Annotated in this window: 20 protein-coding genes; 5 read left to right on the forward strand and 15 right to left on the reverse strand. The window is 74.6% G+C overall.

What is annotated here, in order from left to right:
• Positions 1-7 precede the first annotated feature (7 nt).
• From WA616_RS16360 to WA616_RS16400, 9 genes are all read right to left on the reverse strand, one after another.
• Positions 8-1300, reverse strand: coding sequence for an ABC transporter ATP-binding protein (locus WA616_RS16360; protein ID WP_073420605.1), 1293 nt, complete (start codon positions 1298-1300; stop codon positions 8-10).
• A gap of 47 nt (positions 1301-1347) precedes the next feature.
• Positions 1348-2181: a carbohydrate ABC transporter permease gene (locus tag WA616_RS16365; protein WP_336031446.1), complete on the reverse strand. Its 834-nt coding sequence runs from the start codon at positions 2179-2181 to the stop codon at positions 1348-1350.
• Positions 2181-3119, reverse strand: coding sequence for a carbohydrate ABC transporter permease (locus WA616_RS16370; protein ID WP_336031448.1), 939 nt, complete (start codon positions 3117-3119; stop codon positions 2181-2183). Before WA616_RS16370 ends, WA616_RS16365 begins: the two co-directional genes overlap by 1 nt.
• Before the next feature lie 20 nt (positions 3120-3139).
• Positions 3140-4498, reverse strand: a complete 1359-nt coding sequence (locus WA616_RS16375; protein WP_442902006.1) for an extracellular solute-binding protein — start codon at positions 4496-4498, stop codon at positions 3140-3142.
• 120 nt (positions 4499-4618) lie between these two features.
• A complete protein-coding gene (locus WA616_RS16380) occupies positions 4619-5848 on the reverse strand; it encodes a DUF4032 domain-containing protein (RefSeq protein WP_336031450.1) in 1230 nt (409 codons plus the stop codon).
• A gap of 134 nt (positions 5849-5982) precedes the next feature.
• Positions 5983-6414: a helix-turn-helix domain-containing protein gene (locus tag WA616_RS16385; RefSeq protein WP_336031452.1), complete on the reverse strand. Its 432-nt coding sequence runs from the start codon at positions 6412-6414 to the stop codon at positions 5983-5985.
• A 153-nt stretch (positions 6415-6567) separates the two neighbouring features.
• Positions 6568-7230 carry a CDP-diacylglycerol--glycerol-3-phosphate 3-phosphatidyltransferase gene (gene pgsA / locus WA616_RS16390; protein WP_336031454.1) on the reverse strand — a complete coding sequence of 221 codons (663 nt, stop codon included), beginning with the start codon at positions 7228-7230 and terminating at the stop codon, positions 6568-6570.
• A gap of 7 nt (positions 7231-7237) precedes the next feature.
• Complete coding sequence (rimO, locus tag WA616_RS16395; protein WP_336031456.1) at positions 7238-8662, reverse strand: 30S ribosomal protein S12 methylthiotransferase RimO; 1425 nt, start codon at positions 8660-8662, stop codon at positions 7238-7240.
• A 68-nt stretch (positions 8663-8730) separates the two neighbouring features.
• Positions 8731-11298: a DNA translocase FtsK gene (locus tag WA616_RS16400; protein ID WP_336031458.1), complete on the reverse strand. Its 2568-nt coding sequence runs from the start codon at positions 11296-11298 to the stop codon at positions 8731-8733.
• Positions 11299-11373: 75 nt separating this feature from the next.
• On the opposite strand from WA616_RS16400, the gene WA616_RS16405 reads away from it, so the two are divergent.
• The 3 genes from WA616_RS16405 (at position 11374) to WA616_RS16415 (ending at position 14603) form a co-directional block, all read left to right on the forward strand.
• A complete protein-coding gene (locus WA616_RS16405) occupies positions 11374-13317 on the forward strand; it encodes a S9 family peptidase (RefSeq protein ID WP_336031459.1) in 1944 nt (647 codons plus the stop codon).
• A gap of 72 nt (positions 13318-13389) precedes the next feature.
• Entirely contained in the window at positions 13390-13923 is a 534-nt protein-coding gene (locus tag WA616_RS16410) for a sigma-70 family RNA polymerase sigma factor (protein WP_073420614.1), read from the forward strand.
• A complete protein-coding gene (locus tag WA616_RS16415; RefSeq protein ID WP_336031462.1) occupies positions 13920-14603 on the forward strand; it encodes an anti-sigma factor family protein in 684 nt (227 codons plus the stop codon). The genes WA616_RS16410 and WA616_RS16415 overlap by 4 nt, the downstream gene beginning before the upstream one ends.
• Before the next feature lie 59 nt (positions 14604-14662).
• Here the strand turns inward: WA616_RS16415 and WA616_RS16420 are convergent, their stop codons facing one another.
• The 6 genes from WA616_RS16420 to WA616_RS16445 all read right to left on the reverse strand — a co-directional run bounded on the left by WA616_RS16420 (position 14663) and on the right by WA616_RS16445 (position 21230).
• Positions 14663-15931 (reverse strand): right-handed parallel beta-helix repeat-containing protein, encoded by a 1269-nt coding sequence (locus tag WA616_RS16420; RefSeq protein WP_336031464.1) that lies wholly within the window; start codon positions 15929-15931, stop codon positions 14663-14665.
• A gap of 97 nt (positions 15932-16028) precedes the next feature.
• Positions 16029-17741, reverse strand: coding sequence for a ribonuclease J (locus WA616_RS16425; RefSeq protein ID WP_336031466.1), 1713 nt, complete (start codon positions 17739-17741; stop codon positions 16029-16031).
• Positions 17738-18634, reverse strand: a complete 897-nt coding sequence (dapA, locus tag WA616_RS16430) for a 4-hydroxy-tetrahydrodipicolinate synthase (RefSeq protein ID WP_073420618.1) — start codon at positions 18632-18634, stop codon at positions 17738-17740. Before dapA ends, WA616_RS16425 begins: the two co-directional genes overlap by 4 nt.
• A 10-nt stretch (positions 18635-18644) precedes the next feature.
• On the reverse strand, positions 18645-19169 hold the full coding sequence (locus tag WA616_RS16435; RefSeq protein WP_336031469.1) for a dihydrofolate reductase: 525 nt from the start codon (positions 19167-19169) through the stop codon (positions 18645-18647).
• 1 nt (position 19170) lies between these two features.
• Positions 19171-19986: a thymidylate synthase gene (locus WA616_RS16440; RefSeq protein ID WP_336031471.1), complete on the reverse strand. Its 816-nt coding sequence runs from the start codon at positions 19984-19986 to the stop codon at positions 19171-19173.
• 11 nt (positions 19987-19997) lie between these two features.
• Positions 19998-21230: a winged helix-turn-helix domain-containing protein gene (locus WA616_RS16445; RefSeq protein ID WP_336031474.1), complete on the reverse strand. Its 1233-nt coding sequence runs from the start codon at positions 21228-21230 to the stop codon at positions 19998-20000.
• 62 nt (positions 21231-21292) lie between these two features.
• On the opposite strand from WA616_RS16445, the gene WA616_RS16450 reads away from it, so the two are divergent.
• Both WA616_RS16450 and WA616_RS16455 read left to right on the forward strand, forming a co-directional pair.
• On the forward strand, positions 21293-21859 hold the full coding sequence (locus WA616_RS16450) for a GNAT family N-acetyltransferase (RefSeq protein WP_336031476.1): 567 nt from the start codon (positions 21293-21295) through the stop codon (positions 21857-21859).
• Positions 21856-22518, forward strand: coding sequence for a DUF2461 domain-containing protein (locus tag WA616_RS16455; RefSeq protein ID WP_336031478.1), 663 nt, complete (start codon positions 21856-21858; stop codon positions 22516-22518). The genes WA616_RS16450 and WA616_RS16455 overlap by 4 nt, the downstream gene beginning before the upstream one ends.
• The last annotated feature ends 80 nt before the right edge of the window (positions 22519-22598 follow it).

The following is a 22598-nucleotide window of genomic DNA, read 5'->3' on the forward strand; positions in this document are numbered from 1 at the left end:
ATCGCGGTCAGGCGGTGGCGCGGTGCGCCCCGGAGGGGCCCGAGCTCTGGCCGCTCACCGTCTGGCCGGTGGACTGCGCGTGCTCCACCTGCTCGACCCGGTCCTCGGTGGCCATCTGCGTCAGCCGGGCGCCGGCCTCCGCGTCCCGCGTGAGGTTCTCACCGGTCTGCGGGTCGAAGACGTGGATCTTCCGGCTGTCCAGCCAGAACTCCGCCTCGCGGCCCTCCCGGATCCGGCTGGTCGAGTCGATCGACACGATCGCCTGGGTGCGCAGCTCCTCGGAGTCCAGCTCGCGCGACAGGTCGCGCAGCTGGGCGGTGATCGCCTCCGGCGCCTCGTAGGGGATGTAGGCGTACTGCGAGTCACCCAGCCACTCGGTGACGTCGACCCGCGCGCGGAACGTCGAGCCGAGCGGCCGCTTGGCCTCGTCGACCAGCGAGGCGTCCTCGAAGTACTCCGGCCGGATGCCGACCAGCAGCAGGTCCCGGCCCCGGACGGCGGCGGCGCGCTGCTCGTCGAGCGCGATCGGGCCGAACGGCGTCGACAGCGTCGTGCCCTCCAGGCTCGCCGGCAGGAAGTTCATCGGCGGCGAGCCGATGAACCCGGCGACGAAGAGGTTGACCGGCTGCTCGTAGAGCTCCCGGGGCGAGGCGACCTGCTGGATCTTGCCCTTGCGCAGGACGCAGACCCGGTCGCCCAGCGTCATCGCCTCGGTCTGGTCGTGGGTCACGTAGACCGTGGTGATGCCCAGGCGCCGCTGCAGCCGGGAGATCTCCGTGCGCATCTGCCCGCGCAGCTTGGCGTCGAGGTTGGACAGCGGCTCGTCGAAGAGGAACGCCTCGGCCTGCCGCACGATCGCCCGGCCCATGGCCACCCGCTGGCGCTGGCCACCGGAGAGGTTGGCCGGCTTGCGCTCGAGGTGCTCCTTGAGCTCGAGGACGTCGGAGGCCTCCTGCACGCGGCGGCGGACCTCGTCGTCGGGCGTCTTGGACAGCCGCAGCGGGAAGGCGATGTTCTCGAACACCGTCATGTGCGGGTACAGCGCGTAGTTCTGGAAGACCATCGACAGGTTGCGCTCGCGCGGGGCGAGGTCGTTGACCCGCTTGCCGCCGATGACCATGTCGCCGCTGGTGATGTCCTCCAGGCCGACGATCATCCGCAGCAGGGTGGACTTCCCGCAGCCCGACGGCCCGACGAGGATCATGAACTCGCCGTCGGCGATGTCCAGGCTCACGTCGTTCACGGCCGGGTAGCCGTCGCCGTACTGCTTGACGATGTTGCGCATCTCGATGGAGGCCATCAGATCTCGTCCCCTTCGGACGGAGGAGGGGTGGGGAGCACGGCCGGTCAGCCCTTGACCGCGCCGTTGGTGAGGCCGGCGACGATGCGCCGCTGGAAGAGCAGGACCAGGACGACGACGGGGATGGTGACGATCACCGCGGCCGCGGCGATGGCCCCCGTCGGGTCCTCGAACTGCGAGGCGCCGGTGAACAGACCCAGCGCGGCGGGGACGGGCCGGGAGGCGTCCGTCGACGTGAGCGAGATGCCGTAGGCGAAGTCGTTCCACGCGATGAAGAAGGCGATGATCGCGGTGGTGAAGACGCCCGGCGCGGCCAGCGGGACGATGACCTTGCGGAACGCCTGCCACGTCGTCGCGCCGTCGACCTGCGCGGCCTGCTCCATCTCCCAGGGGATCTCCCGGAAGAACGCCGACATCGTCCAGATGGAGATCGGCAGGGTCAGGGACAGGTACGGGATGATCAGCCCGGGCCAGGTGTCGTAGAGCCCGATCTGCCGCCACAGGTTGAACAGCGGCGTGACGATCGAGATGACCGGGAAGATCGCGACGCCCAGCGCGGTGCCGAGGATGAGCTTCTTCCCCGGGAAGTCCAGCCGCGCGATCGCGTAGGCGGCGAACATCGACAGGATGCAGGAGATCGCCGTGGCGATCAGGCAGATCCCGAAGCTGTTGCGCAGCGCCGGCAGGAACAGGTCACTCGCCGAGCCGGTGAGGATCGTCGAGTAGTTCTCGATCGACGGGTCCGTCGGCAGGAACGACTGGTTGGAGATGTCCGACGGCGCCTTGAACGACAGCGAGACGATCCAGGCGATCGGGAACAGGCAGTAGACGATGATCAGGACGCCGCCGACCACCCACCAGATCTTCGACCTCGACGACATCAGCGCTCACCTCTCGCCTGGGCCAGGTCGACCTTGAAGCCCTTGATGAACAGGAACGCGATCAGCACGACGGCGAGGAAGAGCAGCACGGAGACCGCCGATCCCAGGCCGATCTCCACCCGCGCGATCGTCTGGCGGTAGGCGAGGAAGGACACCGACTCGGTGCCGTTGGCCCCCGCGGTCATGATGTAGATGCTGTCGAACACGCGGAACGCGTCGAGGGTGCGGAACAGCAGGGCCACCATGATCGCGGCCTTCATGTTCGGGATGGTCACCCGCGCCATCCGCTGCCACCGCGTGGCGCCGTCGACCTTCGCCGCCTCCTGCAGCACCTCGGGCACCTGCGCGAGGCCGGCGAGCAGGAGCAGCGAGATGAACGGCGTCGTCTTCCAGATCTCGGCCAGGCAGATGACGAACAGCGAGGTGCCGGTGCCGCCGAACCAGTCGGTGGTCGCGTCGACGCCGGGCAGCCAGGCGAACCAGCTGTTGACGAAGCCGGTGTTGATGTTGAAGGCGAACTGCCAGGCGAAGGCCGACACGACGGTGATGACCGCGTACGGGATGAGGATCGCCGCGCGGACCACCGGCCGGATCGACCGCAGCGCCTTGACCATGACCAGCGCCAGCCCGAAGCCGAGCACCAGCTCGACGGCGACGGTGATCACCGTGATGACGAGGGTGATGAACACCGACTGCCACCACAGCGGGTCGCTGAGGACCACCCAGTAGTTCTCCAGGCCGTTGAACGACCGGTTCTCCGGGTCGGTGAGCCGGTAGCTGAACAGCGAGTAGTAGACCGCCTGCAGGATCGGGTAGGCGGTCACCAGGAGCATGACCAGGAACGCCGGGCCGGCCAGCAGCCAGCCGAGCTTGCGTTCTGCCCGCGAGCGGTCGCTGATGGTCCCGCGGGGGGAGGAGACCGGCTGGGTCTTCTCCACCGGTGGGAGGGTCGTCTGCGTCACAGCAGCTGCTCCCCTCGGAGGACGGCGCTGATGAGTTCCTCGGCCCGCTCGGGAGTGGAGTCCGGGTCCACCGAGGACGGCGGGTGGTACTCACGCTGGAGACCGCCGGAGACCTCGCTGTAGTACGGGGTCTGCGGGCGCGGGGCCGCCTGCTCCAGCGACTCGCGGATCGTGTCGGCCATCGGGAAGGCCTCCTGCACCTCGGGGTCGTCGTAGACGGCCTGCGACGACGCCGGGTTGCCGTTGGTGATCATGTACTCGGCCTGGTTCTCGTCCGAGACGATGCACTCGGTCGCCTCGTACGCCAGGTCGACGTTGTCGCTGAAGGCGCCGACACCGAGGTTGATCCCGCCGTACGGCGGGGCGCTCGGGGTGCCCTCGTCGACGGCCGGGTACAGCGCCCAGCCGTAGTCGTCGGGGACCGAGGCGTCGAGTGTGCCGGCCTCCACGGCGCTCAGCGCCCGGGACCAGACGAACGGCCAGTTGACCATGAAGCCCGCGTCCTCGGACTCGAACTGCGTGGCGCTGGTGTCCTCGCTCGAGGTCGAGAAGGCCGGGCCCACGACGCCAGAGGTGGCGACCGTATGCATGACCTCCGCGGCCCGCCGGCCCGGCTCGTCGGTCAGGCCGAGCTGGATCTGGTCGGGGTCGGTCGAGTTCTCGGCGATGACCGAGCCGCCCGCGGACTCGATGAGGGCGTTGAACCACACCGTGAGCGACTCGGCCCGCCGGCCCTGGGCGCTCACGATCGTCCCGGTGTCCTGGGCGGCCTGGACGATCTGCTCCCAGGTGACCGGCCCGCTCATGTCGAGGCCCGCGGCCTCGGCCACGGACTTGCGGTACCAGAGCAGCTGGGTGTTGGCCCAGAAGGGGACGGTGACGAGCTCGTCGTCCCACGTCGCGCCCTCGATGGAGCTCTGGACGACGCCCTCGGTGACCCGGCCGGCGAGGTCCTCCGGCACCGGGGCGAGGAACCCGGCCTGCGCGAACTCCGGGATGTAGGGCGGGTCCAGGCTGATGATGTCGATCGAGGAGTCGTTGGCCGCGAGGCGCCGCACGAGCTGCTCGCGCTGGGCCGAGGACTCGCGGGGCAGGATCGACACCGCGATCCGGTAGGCGCCGCCGGACTCCTCCGAGCACCGGTCGGCGATGGTCTGCTGACCCCCCGAGTCGGGGTTGATGTACCAGTTGAGGACCGGGGTGGCACCGCTGTCGCCGCCTCCGCCGCACGCGGCGAGCGTCGAGGCGACGACGAGAGCGGCGGCCGCGCCGCCGATCGCGCGCCGCGGTCGCCGTCGGCGATGCGGACTACCGCTGCCTCCGGCCCCCGGGATCCGACCTGTTGCGATGGACAAGACTCATCGCCTCCGTTTCGGCGAGCACCGACGATCACCGCGCTCCCGTACCGTGGCCCAGCCCACAACGGGGCGCAACCCGGGCGTGTCCGCCTCGTGACCAGCGCCCCCGTGTCCCGCTCAGGGACGGGTGGCGATCACCGACGGCGTGGTGAGCTCCTCGGGCGTCGAGGGCAGCACGTTGCGGAGGTAGGAGCGCGCGGCCGCGGTCGTGCCGACGTCGCGGCCGGCCTTCTCCGACAGGAACCAGCGGTGCTCGAGCACCTCGTGGAAGACCTCCGCCGGGGCCAGCCGGCCGGCGAGCTCGGCGGGGATCGACTCGATGACCGGCTGGTAGACCTCGGCGAGCCAGCGGGCGCCGGCCACCGGCTCCGACACCGGCCGGCCCTCCTTCTGCTCGAGGTAGGCGCGGAAGGAGCGCAGGTCGTTGAGCAGCCGCCGGGCCTGGTTCTCCTGCACCTCCAGGCCGGTCAGCCGCATCAGCTCGCGGCGGTGCTGCCCGGGCGCCGACACCCGGGTCTCCACCCGCAGGCGCGCGCCCTCGTCGTCGGTGACCAGCTCGATCTCGCCGACGTCGAAGCCGAGGTCGTTGAGCCGCTGCAGCCGCTCGGCGACGCGGTAGCGCTGCTCGTCGGTGCGGAAGACCTCCTCGTGGGTGACCTCGTCCCACAGCGACGCGTAGCGGCCCTGCAGGCTGTCGGCCACCTCGATCGGGTCGACGCCGTCGGGCAGCAGGCCGCCGAACTGCAGGTCCAGCAGCTCGGCGCCCACCCGCTCGCGCGCGAGGTCGAGGTCGTAGTGCCGCTGGCCGCGGGAGAGCTGGGGGTGCCGCTCGGCGGTCTCGGCGTCGACCAGGTGCGCGGCCAGGGCGCCGGCGTCGAGCCGGAAGAGCGTGTTCGACAGCGAGCAGTCACCCCAGAAGACGCCGGCCAGGTGCAGCCGGACCAGCAGCACCACGAGGGTGTCCATCAGCTGGTCCACCGACTGCCGCGCGCTGGGCCGCGAGAACAGGTACCGGTAGGACATCGAGTACTCGAGGTACCGGGTCACCAGGATCGCGTCCTGCCCGTGCGGCCGGTCGATGCAGACGCCGAGCACCGAGACCGCCGGGAGGCCCTCCTCCTCGAACTCGCCGAGCAGCGCGTACTCGTGCCGGGCGAGGTGCTCGGAGATCTCCTTGAGCGCGAACACGCGGCCCTGCTCGGCGACGAAGCGGACGACGTGCCGCGAGATGCCGCGCTGCGGCACCTCCAGCAGCAGCTCCGGCGGCCACTCCTCGAGCGGCAGGTGCCAGGGCAGGGTGAGCAGACGGGCACCGTCGGTGCCCGGAGGGCGGAACAGGTACCGCACGGCGACCTCCGCTGGTGGCCTGCAGCAACCGGTCGCCCGCGGCGGGGAGACCGTCGTCCCAGCCTGCCACGACCGGCGCGCGACCGCCCGGCGCCCCGCGGGGCACCGGGCGGGTCGTCGGGGACGTCGGGGGACTAGGCGGCCAGCGAGACGGCGGCGCCGGCGCGGTGCGCGGCGCGGCTGGTGGCGCCCACCAGGGCGAGCGCCGGCTCGGCACCGGCGGGGACGAGCGTCTCGGTGGCGGGCGCGTCCTCGGTCGCCACGGCGGCCGCGGCGTCGTCGTCGGCCGGGACCCCGGCGGCGACACCGGCGGGCAGCGGGCGGACGCGGACGGCGGGGCCGCGCAGCTCGGTGCTGACCTCGGCGAGGAGGTCGGCGAGCTCGACGTCGAGGGCGTCGCAGATCGAGGCGAGCAGCTCGGAGGACGCCTCCTTCTGCCCCCGCTCGACCTCCGAGAGGTAGCCCAGGCTCACCCGGGCGGCACCGGAGACGTCGCGCAGCGTCCGCCGCTGGCGCAGCCGGTGCCCGCGCAGGGTCCGCCCGAGCTCCGTGCGCAGCAGCGTCATGGCCGTCTCCTGTCTGGCTGAGGGAAGAGCGGCGGCACCCGGGGGTGCCGTGCGCCCACGGTACGCGGAGCTCCCGACGGTTCCCGGGCCGGCGGGGCCGCGTCCGCTCATGGCGTAACAGCTGCGCCCGCCCGGGCGTTCCCCCGGCGCGACTCAGGCGGCGGTGTCGGTGCGCGAGCCGGTGGGCCCGGCCGCGCGGCGGGCGGCCGCGGCGCGCATCGCCCGGGCGCTCGTCCGGCGCAGCGTCAGCGCCCGGTACACGTAGTCCAGGCCGGTGAGCAGCGTGAGCACCAGCGCCACGGCCATGACCCACCAGCGGGCGGTGGCCAGCAGCCCGGTCAGCGGCAGGATGTACAGGCCGATCGCCAGCGCCTGGACGACGGTCTTGGCCTTGCCACCGCGGCTGGCCGCGATCACACCGTGCCGGATCACCCAGAAGCGCAGCAGCGTCACGCCGACCTCGCGGACGAGGATCGCCAGCGTCACCCACCAGGGCAGCAGGGCGAGCACCGACAGCCCGATGAGCGCGGTGCCGGTGAGCGCCTTGTCGGCGATCGGGTCGGCCAGCTTGCCGAACTCGGTGACCTGCCCGGTGCGCCGCGCGATGAGCCCGTCGTAGCGGTCGGTGATGATCGCCAGCGCGAAGAACACCGTGGCCCAGACGCGGCGGTCGTCGTCCATGCCGCCGTCGGACAGCAGGAGCACGGCGAACACCGGCACCACGGCCAGCCGCAGCACGGTGAGCGCGTTGGGCACGTTGAGCAGGCGGGCCGACGACGGCGGGGTCGCCGCCGGGTCGGGGGCGACGGCGCTCACCGGGCTCTCACCGGGCGGCCGGGACCAGTGCGGCCGCCACGAGGTCGATGCCGTCGGTGTCGACGACCTCGGCGGTGAGCAGCTGCCCGGGGCGGGCGCCGTCGGGCACGCCGGTGACCGTGGTGGTGCCGTCGGCGTCGGGGTCCTGGTGGGCGGCGTGGCCGGCCCACACCCCGGGCCCCTCCTCCGCCGCGAGGTCCTCCGTGAGCAGCACCTCGACGCGGGTGCCGACCCGGTCCTCGGCGCGCTGGGCGGTGAGCTCCTCGACGAGGTCGGTGATCCGCCGCACGCGCGCGTCGATCTCCGCCTGGTCGAGCTTGCCCGGCAGGCCCATGGCCTCGGTGCCCTCCTCGTCGGAGTAGCCGAAGACCCCGACGGCGTCCAGGCGCGCGCCGGTGAGGAACCGCTCGAGCTCGGCGACGTCGTCCTCGGTCTCCCCCGGGAAGCCGAGGATGACGTTGGTGCGGAACCCGGCCTCCGGCGCCAGCGCGCGGGCCCGCTCGACGAGGGCCAGGAAGTCGTCGGTGCCGCCGAAGCGGCGCATCCGGCGCAGCAGCCCCGGCGAGGAGTGCTGGAAGGACAGGTCGAAGTACGGCGCGACGCCCTCGGTGGTGGCGATGACCTCGAGCAGACCCGGCCGCAGCTCCGCGGGCTGCAGGTAGGCCACCCGCACCCGGGCGATGCCCTCGACGGCGGCCAGCTGCGGCAGCAGGCGCTCCAGCGAGCGCAGGTCGCCGAGGTCCTTGCCGTAGGAGGTGGAGTTCTCGCTGACCAGCACCAGCTCGGTGACGCCCTGGCCGGCCAGCCAGCGCGCCTCGGTGAGCACGTCGGCCGGCGGGCGGGACACGAACGACCCGCGGAAGGTGGGGATCGCGCAGAAGGCGCAGCGGCGGTCGCAGCCGGAGGCGAGCTTGAGCGCGGCCGTGGGGCCGGACGCCAGCCGGCGGCGCTGCACCCAGCCGTGACCGGGGATGGCGGGCGCCTCCGGGGCGGCCACCGCGGCGGTGCGCTCGACCGGGCTGATCGGCAGCAGGGTGCGGCGGTCGCGGGGCGTGTGCGGCACCAGCGGGCGGTCGGCGAGGACGTCGTCGAGCCGGTCGCCGATCGCGGCGTAGTCGTCGAAGCCGAGGACGGTGGCCTCGGGCAGCGCGCCGGCCAGCTCGGAGCCGTACCGCTCGGCCATGCAGCCCACGGCGACGACGCGGGCTCCGGAGTCGGTGGCCGCGAGGATCGCGTCGACCGAGTCCTTCTTCGCCGACTCGATGAAGCCGCAGGTGTTCACGAGCACCGCGTCGGCGCCCTCGGCGTCGTCGACCAGGCGGTAGCCGCCGCCGGCCAGCCGGCCGGCCAGCTCCTCGGAGTCCACCTCGTTGCGGGCGCACCCGAGGGTCACCACCGCCACGGTGCGGGCAGGGCCGGTCGGAGCGCTCACCCGACCATCGTAGGTGCTGCCCGCGACCGTTCCCGGCCGCGACGGGGTGACGCTCCCCGCTCGGGGGCTCAGTCCTCGCCGCCGGGGAGGGTGCCGCCACGGAGCGTGAACAGCACCGACTCCAGCTCGTCGGGCTTGATGAGCACGTCGCGGGCCTTGGAGCCCTCGGAGGGGCCGACGACGCCCCGGGTCTCCATGAGGTCCATGAGCCGGCCGGCCTTGGCGAACCCGACGCGGAGCTTGCGCTGCAGCATCGACGTCGAGCCGAACTGGCTGGTGACGACGAGCTCGACGGCCTGGCACAGCAGGTCCAGGTCCCCGCCGATGTCCTCGTCGATCTCCTTCTTCTCGCCCTGCGCGGCGCTGAAGACCTCCTCGCGGTACTCCGGCTCCGCCTGGCGCTTGGTGAACTCGACGACCGCCTCGATCTCGGCGTCGGACACGTAGGCGCCCTGGACACGGATCGGCTTGCCGGCGCCGATCGGCAGGAAGAGGGCGTCGCCCATGCCGATCAGCTTCTCCGCGCCCGGCTGGTCGAGGATGACCCGGCTGTCGGTGAGGCTGGAGGTCGAGAACGCCAGCCGCGAGGGCACGTTGGCCTTGATGAGGCCCGTGACGACGTCGACCGAGGGCCGCTGCGTGGCGAGCACCAGGTGGATGCCGGCCGCACGCGCCTTCTGGGTGATCCGGACGATCGACTCCTCGACGTCGCGCGGGGCGACCATCATCAGGTCGGCGAGCTCGTCGACGATCGCGAGGATGTAGGGGTAGGGCCGGTAGACCCGCTCGCTGCCGGGCGGGGCCACGATCTCGCCGCGCTCGACCTTGCGGTTGAAGTCGTCGATGTGGCGGACGCCGGTGGCGCGCATGTCCTGGTAGCGCTGCTCCATCTCCTCGACCAGCCAGGCCAGCGCGGTGGCGGCCTTCTTGGGGTCGGTGATGATCGGCGTGATCAGGTGCGGGATGCCGTCGTAGGGCGTCAGCTCGACCATCTTCGGGTCGACCAGGATCATCCGCAGCTGGTCGGGCGTGGCCCGCAGCAGCAGCGAGGTCAGCAGCGAGTTGATGCAGGACGACTTGCCGGCGCCGGTGGCACCGGCCACCAGCAGGTGCGGCATCTTCGCGAGGTTCGCGCAGACGAAGCCGCCCTCGATGTCCTTGCCGAGGCCGACCAGCATCGGGTGCGGGTCCTGCTTGGCCGCCTGCGAGCGCATGACGTCGCCGAGGCTGACCGTCTCGCGGTCGGTGTTGGGCACCTCGACGCCGACGGCGGACTTGCCGGGGATCGGCGCGAGGATCCGGATGTTGTCGTTGGCCACCGCGTAGGCGAGGTTCTTCGTCAGCGCGGTGATCTTCTCGACCTTGACCGCGGGGCCCAGCTCGATCTCGTAGCGGGTCACCGTCGGGCCGCGGGTGAAGCTCGTGACGGCGGCGTCGACGTTGAACTGCTCGAGCACCCGCGTGATGGCCTCGATCGCGGCGTCGTTGGCCGACGAGCGGGCGCGCGGCGGCGTGCCGGGGCGCAGCGTGCTGAGCGAGGGCAGCACGTAGTCGCCCTCGACGGGCTGGATCACCAGCTGCTGCGGCTCCTCGGCCGGCGGCAGGTCCTCCGGCGGGGCGGTGCGGTCGACGACGGCCGGCCGGGGCGCGGCGGACGCGGCCGGGGGCTCGGGGGCCGGCTCGTGCCGGACGGCCTCGCGGACGTCGGCGGTCGGCACGTGGTCGATCGGGCCGGTCGGGTGGGTGTCGGCCGCCTCGTCGGCGAGCATCTCGTCGAGCGCGGCCCGGGCGCGGCGGCCGCGGCGCGGCGGCGCGGGCTCCTCGTCCTCCTCGTAGGCGTCCTCGTCCTCGTACTCGTCCCACTCCTCGTCGCCGCGGCCGGTGACCCGGTCGACGAAGCCACGTAGCCGCTCGGGCACCTGGTGCAGCGGGGTGGCGGTGAGCACGAGCACCGCGAAGACGGCGAGCAGGGACAGCAGCACGACGGCGACGACGGCGCCGACGCCCGCGGTCAGCGGCGTGCCGACCGCCCAGCCGACGAGGCCGCCGGTGCCGGGCTCGCCGGCCACCGGGTCGGCGGGCGTGCCGACGACGGAGGCGATGCCGAGCACCGCGACGGTGGCGCACACCCAGCCGATGGCCAGCCGGCCGCGCGCCTCGGGCCGGGGGGCGCGGCGCAGCAGCCGCAGCGCGGCGAGGAAGAGGACGGCGGGCAGCAGCAGGACCAGCGAGCCGACCACCCAGCGGGTGGCGTCGGCCATCCCCGCGCCGACCGGGCCGATCCCGTCGAACCAGGCGGCGGCGCCGAGGACGACGGCCAGGCCGAGGACGGCGAGGCCGGCGCCGTCGCGGCGGTGCTCCGGCGCGAGCGGCTCGGCCTCCTCCGGGCGGGCGATCGAGCGGGCCAGGCTGCCGGCGCCGCGGGCGACCAGCCCCCAGGCGCCGGAGGCGGCGCGCCAGGCGGCCCCGGCGGCGCCGGGGCCCTTCGCGGGGGCGGGCTTGCGGGCCGGGGGCTTGCGGTTGCCGTTGCGCGCGGGCGTGCGCGGCGCCGGACGCTTCCCCGAGGCCGTCGACCCGGACCGGCCCTTCGGGGCCGACCCGGCCGGCCGGCGCGAGGGCGTGGTGCGGGCAGGCATGCGTCGAACGGTAGCCGCCGTCCTGGCCTCTCCCAGGCAGGCGAGGAGTCGTGTCCCCCGCCTACGGTCGCCCCCATGACCCCACCGGTGTCCCCTCCCCCGGCCGTCCCGTACGGCAGCTGGCCCACCCCGGTCACCTCGGCGCTCGTCGTCCGCGCCGCCGCCCGGCTCGGTGAGGTCGCCGTGGACGGGGACGACGTCTGGTGGTCGGAGTCCCGCCCCGGCGAGGGCGGGCGGTCGGCGCTGGTGCGCCGGTCGGCCGGCGGCGCGGTCACCGACGCGCTGCCCGCGCCGTGGAACGCGCGCACCCGGGTGCACGAGTACGGCGGCGCGGCGTGGGCGGTCGCCGGCGGCACCCTCTGGTTCACGCACTTCGCCGACCAGCGGCTGTACCGGCTCGACCCGGGCGCGGACGGCCCGGTCGCCGTCACCCCGGAGCCGGAGCTGCCGGCCGGCGTCCGGTACGCCGACCTGACGCCCACCGGCGACGGCGCGCTGCTCGCCGTCCGGGAGACGCACACCGCGGGCGGCGCGGCCGCCGACGTCGTCAACGAGGTCGTGCGGGTGCTCCCCGACGGCGGCGCGGAGGTGCTGGTGAGCGGGCCCGACTTCGTCTCCGACCCCCGGCCCGGCCCGGACGGGCAGCTGGCGTGGCTGCAGTGGGACCACCCGCACATGCCGTGGGACGCCGCGCAGCTGGTGGTCCGCGACGCTTCCGGCGCGGAGACCGTCGTGGCCGGCGGCCCCGGGGAGTCGGTGGTGCAGCCGACCTGGGACGACGCCGGCACGCTGTGGTTCGCCTGCGACCGGACCGGCGTCTGGGCGCTGTGGCGCCGGGAGCCGGGTGCGGAGGCGGAGGTCGCGCTCGACCTGGGCCGCGACCTCGCCGGCCCGCAGTGGCTGTTCGGCTCGCGCTCGTTCGCCGTCCTGCCGGGCGGCCGGGTGGTGCTCGCCGACGACGAGGCGCTGGTCGTGCGGGAGCCGGACGGGTCGGTCGCGGAGGTGCCGCTGCCGGGCTGGCCGGTGCTGCGGTACCTGACGCCCGACGGCGACGGCGTCGTCTGCTCGGCCGGCGGCCCCACGAGCGAGCCGGTGGCGCTGCGCGCGGGCCTCGACGGGAGCACCGCGGTGCTGCGGCCGGCCCGCGACCTCGGCCTGGACCGGTCGTGGCTGTCGGTGCCCGAGCACGTCGTCTTCCCGACCGAGGACCGCGGCACCGGCATCGGCGAGGCGCACGCGCACGTGTACCCGCCCACGAACCCGGACGTGACCCCTCCGGCCGGCGAGCTGCCGCCGCTGGTGGTGATGGTGCACGGCGGGCCGACGTCGGCCCACGACCGGACGCTGAACCCGGAGATCCAGTACTTCACCTCGCGCGGGTTCTGCGTCGCGCACGTCGACTACCGCGGCTCCACCGGCCACGGCCGCCGCTACCGCGACGCGCTGCAGGGCCGCTGGGGCGTGCTCGACCTCGACGACGTCGCCGCCTGCGCCCGGTACCTCGCCGACGCCGGGCGGGTGGACCCGGCCCGCATGGCGATCCGCGGCGGGTCGGCCGGCGGCTACACGACGCTGGCCGCGCTCACCCTGCGCCCGGGCACGTTCACCGCCGGCGCGAGCCACTTCGGCGTCGCCGACCTCGCGGCGCTCGCGGCCGACACGCACAAGTTCGAGTCCCGCTACCTCGACGGGCTGGTGGCGCCGTGGCCGGCCGGCGCCGCCGTCTACGCCGAGCGCTCCCCCGTCAGCCACGTCGACGCCCTCGACACCCCGCTGGCGGTGTTCCAGGGCGCGGAGGACGCCGTGGTGCCGCCGGAGCAGGCCGAGGTCATGGTCGCGGCGCTGCGCGCGAGGCGCGTGCCGCACGTGTACCTCCTGTTCGAGGGCGAGCAGCACGGCTTCCGCCAGGCGGGGAACATCCGCGCCGCCCTGGACGGCGAGCTGTCCTTCTACGCGCAGGTGTGGGGCTTCGACCTGCCGGCCGGGGAGGACATCGAGCCGGTGACCGTCGTCCGGTGAGCGGGCGCTGAACCGACGGGGCCCGGCGGCCGTACGCCTCCCCGACGCAGTCGGCGCGCCGGGAGGTCGCGGATGGGACGGCACACACGGGCGGCGGCGGAGCCCCTGGACGTGCAGGCGGCCTACGCCGCCCACGGGCCGGAGCTCTACCGGTTCGCGCTGCGCCAGCTCGGCGACGGCGGCGCGGCGCAGGACGTCGTCCAGGAGGTGTTCCTGCGGGCCTGGCGCGCGTCGGACTCCTTCGACCCGCAGCTGGCCAGCCTGCGCACGTGGCTGTTCGCGATCGCGCGCAACGTGGTGGTCGACGAGGCGCGGCGGTTCGCCGTCCGCCCCTGGCAGCGGCAGCTGACCGACGACGCCGGCGCCGACACGCCCCCGGCCGCGGCCGCCGACGAGGGCCTGGTCGACGCGTGGGTGGTGGAGGAGGCGCTGCGCCGGATCAGCCCCGAGCACCGGACGGCGATCGTGCAGACCCACCTGCGCGGCCGGCCGTACGGCGAGGTGGCCGCCGAGCTCGGGGTGCCGGTGGGCACCGTCCGCAGCCGGGTGTTCTACGGGCTCAAGGCGCTGCGCCTGGCCCTCGACGAGATGGGGGTCGAGCCGTGACCGGCGCACACGGGGACGAGCACCGGGAGCTGCGCGAGCAGCTCGGCGCCTACGCGCTCGGGCACCTGACCGGCGCCGAGCGCGACCGGGTGCGCGCCCACCTCGACGGGTGCGCCGACTGCCGGGCGGAGCTCGCCGACATCGCGCCGCTCGCCGCGCGGCTGGCCGCCGTCGACCCCCGGGCGCTCGACGAGACGCCGGCCTCCCCGCCCGACCTCGGCGCCCGCGTGCTCACGCGGATCGCCGAGGAGCGGCGGCGGCAGGTCGTGCCGATGCGCCGCGCGGCCGTGCGCCGCCGCGCGCTCTCCGCCGCGGCGGTGGCCGGCGTGGCCGCGGCCGGCGGCGTCGTCGGGTGGCTGGTGCGGCCGGTGCCCGACCCGCCGCCGCTGGAGCCGGTGGCGGTGCAGGCCGTGGAGCCGGGGGTGCGGGCCACCGCGGACCTGGTGCCGCACATGTGGGGCGTGGAGGTGAAGCTGACCGGCACCGGCTTCGCCGACGGCGAGGTCTTCCGGGTGGCGGTCACCGACGATGACGGCCGCGAGGTGCCGGCCGGCGAGTTCGTCGGGATCGGCGCGGCGGAGCTGCGCTGCAACCTCAACTCCTCGGTGCTGCGCGACGACGCGGTCGCCTTCGAGGTCGTGGACGCGTCGGGCGCGGTGGTGGTGCGCTCGGAGTTCTGACCGCGGACGAGGGGGGCGCCGCCCCGTGGTCGGCGCCCCCCCCTCTGCCCGTGGCGCGGTCAGACCTCGCCGGGCACCGTCGCGCCGTCGACGGTGAACCCGTCCCCGGCGCCGTCCTGGAACACGTCGGGGCCGACCGGGGCGCTGTTGCCGCTGACGGTCGACCGGGTCACGGTCATGACCCCCGGCTCGGAGTTCCACAGCCCGCCGCCCTCGTTCGCGGCGGTGTTGCCGGTGACGGTGCTGCGGTCGACCTCCACGGTGCCCGCGCCGGTCAGGTGCAGGCCGCCGCCGTTGCCGGGCATCGGGCCGGTGGTGTTGCCGGTGAGCCGGCTGCGCTCCACCCGCGTCGTCCCGGCGAGGGCCTCGATGCCGCCGCCGGCGCGCCGGGCGTCGTTGCCGTCGACGACGGTGCGGGTGACGGTGAGCGAGCCGCCGTTGGTGAACAGCCCGCCGCCGGAGCCCGCGGCGCCGGTCGCGGCGTTGTCGTGCACCTCGCTGCGGTCGACGGTGAGCGAGCCGCCGTCGTTGAACAGGCCGCCGCCGCCGTTGTCGGCCGCGGCGCCGCTCGCGGTGTTGCCGCTGACCACGGTGCGGCTGACGGTCATCGTGCCGGTGGCCGAGTTCCAGAGCCCGCCGCCCTCCGCCGCGGCGGTGTTGCCGGTGACGGTGCTGCGGTCGACGGACACGGTGCCGGTGCCGGTGAGGTGCAGGCCCCCGCCGTTGCCGGGCGCCGCGCCGGTGGCGTTGTGCGACAGCGTGGAGCGGGTGACCGTGGTGGTCGACCCGGCGGTGGCCTCGATGCCGCCGCCCGCGCGGGTGGCGGTGTTGCCGGTGACGGTGCTCCGGTCGACGACGAGGGTGCCGGCGTTCAGCACCCCGCCGCCGGACGCGCCGCCCGTGGCGCTGGGCGTGCCCGAGACGGCGCCGCCGGTGACGGTGACCTGGCGCAGGGTCAGCGAGGCGCCGGGCTTGACGTCGAACACGCGGTCCAGGCGGGCGGCGTCGACGGTGGCGCCACGCCCCTCGACCACCAGGTGCCCGGTGACGTCGAGGTCGCCGGTGGCCGCGACGTCGTCGGCGCCGGCGAGCGCCAGCCGGTAGGTGCGCGCGCTGAGCACGATCGTCCCGGATCCGGCGGCGTTCGCGGCCTGCACCGCGGCGCGCAGCGACCCGGGGCCGCCGTCCGCGGTGGTCGTGACGGCGGTGCCGCTCTGGTGGCCGCCCGGGCCGCCGGGCCCGGCCACGGCCGGGGTGGCGGTGAGCAGCAGCAGGGCGAACGCCGACGCGCCGGCGGCGGTGCCGGCGCGCAGGGTCGTGGGTCGCATGGCAGTCCCCTCCGAGATCGCGGCGCCCGCGGACCGGGCGCCGCACACGGAGGGGTACGGCCGCGGCGGCCGGGGCGTTCAGCCCCGGCCGCCGGCGTCAGACCTCGAGGACGGTCGGGATGATCATCGGCCGGCGCCGGTACCGGTCGCTCACCCACTTGCCCACGGTGCGGCGGATGACCTGCGAGAGCCGGTGGGCGTCGCGCTGGCCGTCGGAGAGCTCGCGCGTGAGGTTGTCCTCGACCAGGCGCAGCACCTCGTCGAATGCCTTCGGGTCGTCGGAGAAGCCGCGGGTGGACAGGTGCACCGGCCGCACGATGGTGCCGGTGGAGGGCTCGACGACGACGGTGAGCGCGACGAAGCCCTCGTCGCCGAGGATGCGCCGCTCCTGCAGCGACTCCTCGCCGACGTCGCCGACGTTGAGCCCGTCGACGTAGACGTTGCCCACCGGCACCGACCCGGTGATGGAGGCCTTGCCGTCGACGAGGTCGACCACCACGCCGTCCTCGGCGAGCAGCACCCGGTCGGCCGGCATGCCGGTCTGCTCGGCCAGCGCCGCGTGCGCCCGCAGGTGCCGCCACTCGCCGTGCACCGGCATGAGGTAGCGGGGCTTGGCCACGTTGAGCAGCGTGCGCAGCTCGCCGGCCGGGGCGTGTCCGGAGACGTGCACCATCGCCGTCTCCTTGTGCACGACGGTGGCGCCGAGCCGCGCGAGGCCGTTGATCACCTTGTAGACGGCGGTCTCGTTGCCGGGCACGAGCGACGACGCCAGCACGATCGTGTCGCCGGCCTCGATGGTGACCTGCGAGTGCTCGCCGCGGGCCATGCGGCCCAGCGCCGACAGCGGCTCGCCCTGCGACCCGGTGCTCACCAGCACCACCTGCTCCGGCGGCATGCTCGTGGCCTCGTCGAGGCTGACCATGAGCCCCGGCGCGACGCGCAGCAGGCCGAGGTCGCGGGCGACGCCCATGTTGCGGACCATCGAGCGCCCGACGAACGCGCACTTGCGCCCGTGCGCGTGGGCCGCGTCGAGCACCTGCTGGATGCGGTGCACGTGGCTGGCGAAGCTGGACACGATCAGCCGCTGGGTGGCGCGGCGGAAGACGTCCTCCAGCACCGGGCCGATGTTGCGCTCGGGGACGACGAAGCCCGGCACCTCGGCGTTGGTGGAGTCGGCCAGCAGCAGGTCGATGCCCTCGAGCCCGAGCCGGGCGAACGCCCCGAGGTCGGTGAGCACGCCGTCGAGGGGCAGCTGGTCCATCTTGAAGTCGCCGGTGTGCACCAGGACGCCGGCGGGCGTGTGCACGGCGACGGCGAGCGCGTCGGGGATCGAGTGGTTGACCGAGACGAACTCGCAGTGGAACGGCCCGGCGACGTGGTCGTCGCCGGCGGCCACCTCGACCAGCGTCGGCTCCAGCCGGTGCTCGCGCAGCTTCGCCGCGACCAGCGCCAGGGTGAACCGCGAGCCGACCAGCGGGATGTCGCCGCGCAGCCGCAGCAGGTAGGGGATGGCGCCGATGTGGTCCTCGTGCCCGTGGGTGAGCACGACGGCCTCGACGTCGTCGAGGCGGTGCTCGATGACGCCGAAGTCGGGGAGGATCAGGTCGACGCCGGGCTGCTCGGCCTCGGGGAACAGCACGCCGCAGTCGATGACCAGCAGCTTGCCGTCGAACTCCAGCACCGCCATGTTGCGGCCGATCTCGCCCAGCCCGCCGAGGGCGATGACGCGCAGGCCGCCGGCGGGCAGCGGCGGCGGGGCCTTCAGGTCGAGGTGCGGCTGGGTGGCCTGTCCGGCCGAGCTGACGGTCACAGGGGGACGCCTCCGGAGGCGAGGTCGGCGCGCAGCTGCGCGATCTGCTCGGGCGTGGCGTCGACCATCGGCGGGCGCACGGGGCCCGCGGGCAACCCGAGCTCGCGCAGCGCGGCCTTCACCATGATGACGCCCTGGGTGCGGAAGATGCCGGTGTAGACCGGCAGGAGGGCCTCGTTGACCTCGCGCGCCTTGACGAGGTCACCGGCCTCGACGGCGGCGATGAGCTCGGCCAGGCGCGGGCCGACGAGGTGCCCGACGACGCTGACCACGCCGACGGCGCCGAGGGCCAGCAGCGGCAGGTTGAGCATGTCCTCGCCGGAGTAGTAGGCGAGGTCGGTGCGGGCGAGGGTCCAGGCGACGGCGCCGAGGTCGGCCTTGGCGTCCTTCACCGCGACGATCCGCGGGTGCTCGGCGGCGCGGACCAGCGTCTCGACCTCGATGGGGACCACCGAGCGCGGCGGGATGTCGTAGAGCATCACCGGCAGGTCGGTGGAGTCGGCGACCGAGGTGAAGTGCCGCAGCAGCCCGGCCTGGGGCGGCTTGTTGTAGTACGGCGTCACGACCAGCAGCCCGTGCGCGCCCAGCCGCTCGGCGTCGCGCGCCCGGTCGATGCTGTGCGCGGTGTCGTTGGTGCCCACCCCGGCGACGACGACGGCGCGGTCGCCCACCGCGTCGAGGACGGCCTCGAGGACGGCGCGGCTCTCGGCGTCGCTGACCGTCGGCGCCTCCCCCGTCGTCCCGAGGACGACCAGGCCGTCGTGGGCGCCCCGGTCGACGAGGTGCGCGGCCAGCTCCTGGGCCCCGGCGAGGTCGATCGAGCCGTCCTCGGCGAACGGGGTGACCATCGCCGTGAGGACGCGCCCGAAGGGCCGGGCGGGGTCGGTGGTCATGCGGTCGAATCTACCGACCGCCGGGAACGGCGACCGTCCCGGCAGCGGGCGCCCGCTCGTACTCGCCGACCGCGTACCGCAGGCCCGACGACGAGGTGGCCCAGCCGTCCTCCGGCGTCCGGGCGACCCGCCGCCACTCCCCGCCGAGCGCCGGGGCACGGGTGTCGCCGTCGACGGCGAGGTCGACGTCGGTGACCACCAGCCGGGCGGCGTGCGGCAGGAACGCCGCGTAGACCTCCGCGCCGCCGATCACCCAGCAGTCGGGGGCGGCGGCGAGCACCTCCTCCGGCGAGCCGGCCCGCTCGGCGCCGTCGGCGGCCCAGGCCGGGTCGCGGGTGAGGACGACGTTGCGCCGCCCCGGCAGCGGCCGGTTGCGCTCGGGCAGCGACTCCCAGGTGCGCCGGCCCATGACGACGGTGGAGCCGGTGGTCAGCCGCTTGAACAGCCGCAGGTCCTCGGGCAGGTGCCAGGGCAGCCGCCCGTCGGCGCCGATGACCCGGTCGCGCGCCTGCGCCCAGATCAGCGAGACCGGCACCTCAGACCGCGACGGCGGCGCGGATGGCCGGGTGCGGGTCGTACCCGTGCAGGACGAGGTCCTCGAAGCGGTGGTCGAACAGCGACGGCGCGGGCGCGATCTCCAGCGTCGGGAACGGCCGCACCTCGCGGGACAGCTGCTCACGGACCTGCTCGACGTGGTTGCTGTACACGTGGCAGTCGCCGCCGACCCAGATGAAGTCGCCCGGCTCCAGCCCGACCTGCGCGGCGACCATGCGGGTCAGCAGCGCGTAGCTGGCGATGTTGAACGGGACGCCGAGGAACATGTCGGCGCTGCGCTGGTAGAGCTGGCAGGACAGCCGGCCGTCGTGGACGGCGAACTGGAACAGAGCGTGGCACGGGGCCAGCGCCATCTCCGGCAGCGCGGCCACGTTCCAGGCGGAGACCACCATGCGGCGGGAGTCGGGATCCTCCTGCAACGTGTCGAGGACGCCCTGGATCTGGTCGACCGTGCCGCCGTCGGGCGTGGGCCACGAGCGCCACTGGACGCCGTAGACCGGCCCGAGCTCGCCGTCCGCGTCGGCCCACTCGTCCCAGATGCTGACGCCGTTGTCCTGCAGCCAGCGCACGTTGCCGTCGCCGCGCAGGAACCACAGCAGCTCGACGGCGACCGACCGCCAGTGCACCTTCTTCGTCGTGACGAGCGGGAACGACGTCGACAGGTCGTAGCGCAGCCGCTCCCCGAAGGTGCTCACGGTGCCGGTGCCGGTGCGGTCGGACTTCGGCGTCCCGGTCTCCAGGATCCGCCGCAGCAGGTCCTCGTACTGGGTGTCGACTCCGATGCTGCTGCTCCCCACGGCGGGCCAGCCTAGGCGACGACGGTGCGCCGGGCGGGCAGCACGGAGGTGAGGTCGGCCGCGAGGTCCCCGCGCCCGGCGACCGCGACGTCGTCGAGCTCGAGCCACGACGCCGCGAGACGCAGCTCGGCCGCGAGGGCGTCCGCCACCTCCGCGCGGTCGACGCCCTCCTCGGCGTGCACCGCCTGCACCCGCAGGACGCCGGCCTGCCGGTCGGCCTTGAGGTCGGCGCGGGCGACGAGGCGGTCGCCGAGCAGGAAGGGCAGCACGTAGTAGCCGTGCACCCGCTGGGCGGCCGGCGTGTAGATCTCCAGGCGGTAGCGGAAGCCGAAGATGCGCTCGACCCGCGGCCGCTCCCAGACGAGCGAGTCGAACGGCGACAGCAGCGCCCGCGCGCGGATCCACCGGGGCCGGCGGGCGGCGGGGTCGAGCCAGGCGGGGACGCCCCAGCCGGCGACCTCGACCGGCGCCAGCTCCCCGGCCTCCTCCAACTCGGCGATCGCCTGCTGCGCCTGGGCCGGCCGGAGCCGGAAGTAGTCGCGCAGGTCGCGTTCGGTGGCCACGCCGAGGGCGCGCGCGGCGGTGCGGACGAGCTCCCGGACGGCGTCGGCGGGCTCGGGCGTGGGCGCCTGCACGACGGCGGCGGGCAGCACCCGCTCGGTGAGGTCGTAGACCCGCTCGAACGACGTCGTGCGGGCCCGGGCGGTGAGCGCCCCGGTGTAGAAGAGCCACTCGAGCGCGACCTTGCCCGCGTGCCAGTTCCACATCTGCCCGGGCCGGTCTGGACGCTGCTCGGCGAGGTCGCTGGCCTTGAGCGGGCCGCTCTCCCGCACCCGGTCGAGCACCTCGGCGACGTAGCCGGGCCGCTCGCGCTGGATGCGCACCATCGAGCCCCAGGCCTGCTCCTCGGCGGCCGCCATGCGCCAGCGCAGGTGGGGGTGCAGCCGCACCGGCAGGTAGGAGGCCTCGTGCGCCCAGAACTCGAACACCTCGTGCCGCCGGCCGATGAAGTCGTCGAGCACCGGCCGCCGGTAGCCGCCGAGCCGGCTGAAGTAGGGCAGGTAGTGCGAGCGGGAGACGACGTTCACCGAGTCGATCTGGACGACGCCCAGCCGCTCGGTGGTGCGCCGCAGCTGCCGGCTGTCGACGATCCCCGCCGGGCGCGGCTCGGCGAAGCCCTGGGCGGCCAGCGCGATGCGCCGGGCGAGCGCGGCGGGGAGCCGTTCGGCGGTCGGTGCGGGCACGGAGGGGATCCTGCCCCGCCCGTGTGACGGTCCGCGTCCCGGTGCCGACCTAGGCTGCCCGCGTGGAGCCCCGTCCCGTCTTCCCGCGCCTGACCGGCTCGGCGGAGGTGTCGGTGCGCCCGGCGCTCCCCTCCGACGCCGCCGACGTCGCCCGCGTCCAGGAGCTGGCCTGGCGGTCGGCACCCATCGGCGCGGTGCCCGGCGCGGTGCTCGAGTCCTGGGACGGCGCGGCCGTCGCGGCGTCCTGGGCGGCGGCGGTCACCGACCCGCCCTCGGCGCGGCACGAGGTGCTGGTGGCGCTCGACGGCGACCAGGTGGTCGGCTTCGCCGCGGTGGCGCCCGCGGAGCCGCAGGACGACGGGCCGGTCACCGAGCTCGTCCTGGTCCTGGTGGAGCCGCGGTGGGGCCGCCGGGGTCACGGCAGCCGCCTGCTCGCCGCGGTCGCCGACCGGGCCACGGCGGCCGGTGCGGCGCGGCTGGTCGCCTGGCTGGCCGAGCTCGACACCGTCACGGCGAGGTTCCTCGAGTCGGCCGGCTGGGACCGCGACGGCTGGGTCCGCACGCTCGACACGGGGGCGGATCCCCTGCGCGAGGTCCGCTGGCACACGCTGCTGGGAGGCGGGGCATGACGTTCACCGGGTTCCACGACGAGGGGCTCGTCTTCTACGAGGGCCTGGAGGCCGACAACTCCAAGACGTACTGGACCCGGTCGAAGGCCGTCTACGACTCGTGCGTACGCGCTCCCGTGCAGGCCCTGGTGGACGCCCTCGCCCCGGAGTTCGGGCCGGCCAAACTCTTCCGCCCGTACCGGGACGTGCGCTTCAGCCACGACAAGACCCCGTACAAGACCCACCAGGGTGCCGTCGCGGTGCCGGAGGGGCGCGGAGCGGGCGCCTGGTACGTGGAGATCTCCGCGGAGGGGTTGCGGGTGGCCGGCGGCGCCTGGCGCCTGGAGTCCGACCAGGTGGAGCGCTACCGCCGCGCGGTCGCCGACGACGTGCAGGGTCCGCGGCTGCGCGCGGAGGTGGATCGCCTCGCGGCCGGCGGGTGGGACGTGTCCGGCGACCGGCTCACCCGGGTGCCGAAGGGCTACGACGTCGACGACGGCCGCGCCGACCTGCTGCGGCACCGATCCCTGCACGCCGGGCGGCTGTTCGAGTACGCGGACTGGCTGCACGGGCCCGACGCGCTCGAGCGCGTCCGCACCGCCTGGCGGGACCTCACCGCACTCAACGCCTGGCTCGCCGACAACGTCGGGGCGACGACGAAGGAGATCCGCCGGCGCTGATCGTGCGCCATTCCGTCACGGCGGATCCCGAGAATGCAGGAAGGGCCCCCACCGGGTGGTGGGGGCCCTTTCCGTGAATG

This window comes from Geodermatophilus sp. FMUSA9-8 (assembly GCF_037034165.1).
In the GTDB taxonomy this organism is placed as follows: Bacteria; Actinomycetota; Actinomycetes; order Mycobacteriales; family Geodermatophilaceae; genus Geodermatophilus; species Geodermatophilus nigrescens.

What these genes read in the sequence shown, in the direction of transcription:
- WA616_RS16455 (WP_336031478.1), top strand. Translation starts at nt 21,856, where the DNA reads ATGACGTTCACCGGGTTCCACGACGAGGGGCTCGTCTTCTACGAGGGC.
- WA616_RS16360 (WP_073420605.1), bottom strand. Translation starts at nt 1,300, where the DNA reads ATGGCCTCCATCGAGATGCGCAACATCGTCAAGCAGTACGGCGACGGC.
- WA616_RS16410 (WP_073420614.1), top strand. Translation starts at nt 13,390, where the DNA reads ATGGGACGGCACACACGGGCGGCGGCGGAGCCCCTGGACGTGCAGGCG.
- WA616_RS16420 (WP_336031464.1), bottom strand. Translation starts at nt 15,931, where the DNA reads ATGCGACCCACGACCCTGCGCGCCGGCACCGCCGCCGGCGCGTCGGCG.
- WA616_RS16365 (WP_336031446.1), bottom strand. Translation starts at nt 2,181, where the DNA reads ATGTCGTCGAGGTCGAAGATCTGGTGGGTGGTCGGCGGCGTCCTGATC.
- WA616_RS16400 (WP_336031458.1), bottom strand. Translation starts at nt 11,298, where the DNA reads ATGCCTGCCCGCACCACGCCCTCGCGCCGGCCGGCCGGGTCGGCCCCG.
- WA616_RS16385 (WP_336031452.1), bottom strand. Translation starts at nt 6,414, where the DNA reads ATGACGCTGCTGCGCACGGAGCTCGGGCGGACCCTGCGCGGGCACCGG.
- WA616_RS16405 (WP_336031459.1), top strand. Translation starts at nt 11,374, where the DNA reads ATGACCCCACCGGTGTCCCCTCCCCCGGCCGTCCCGTACGGCAGCTGG.
- dapA (WP_073420618.1), bottom strand. Translation starts at nt 18,634, where the DNA reads ATGACCACCGACCCCGCCCGGCCCTTCGGGCGCGTCCTCACGGCGATG.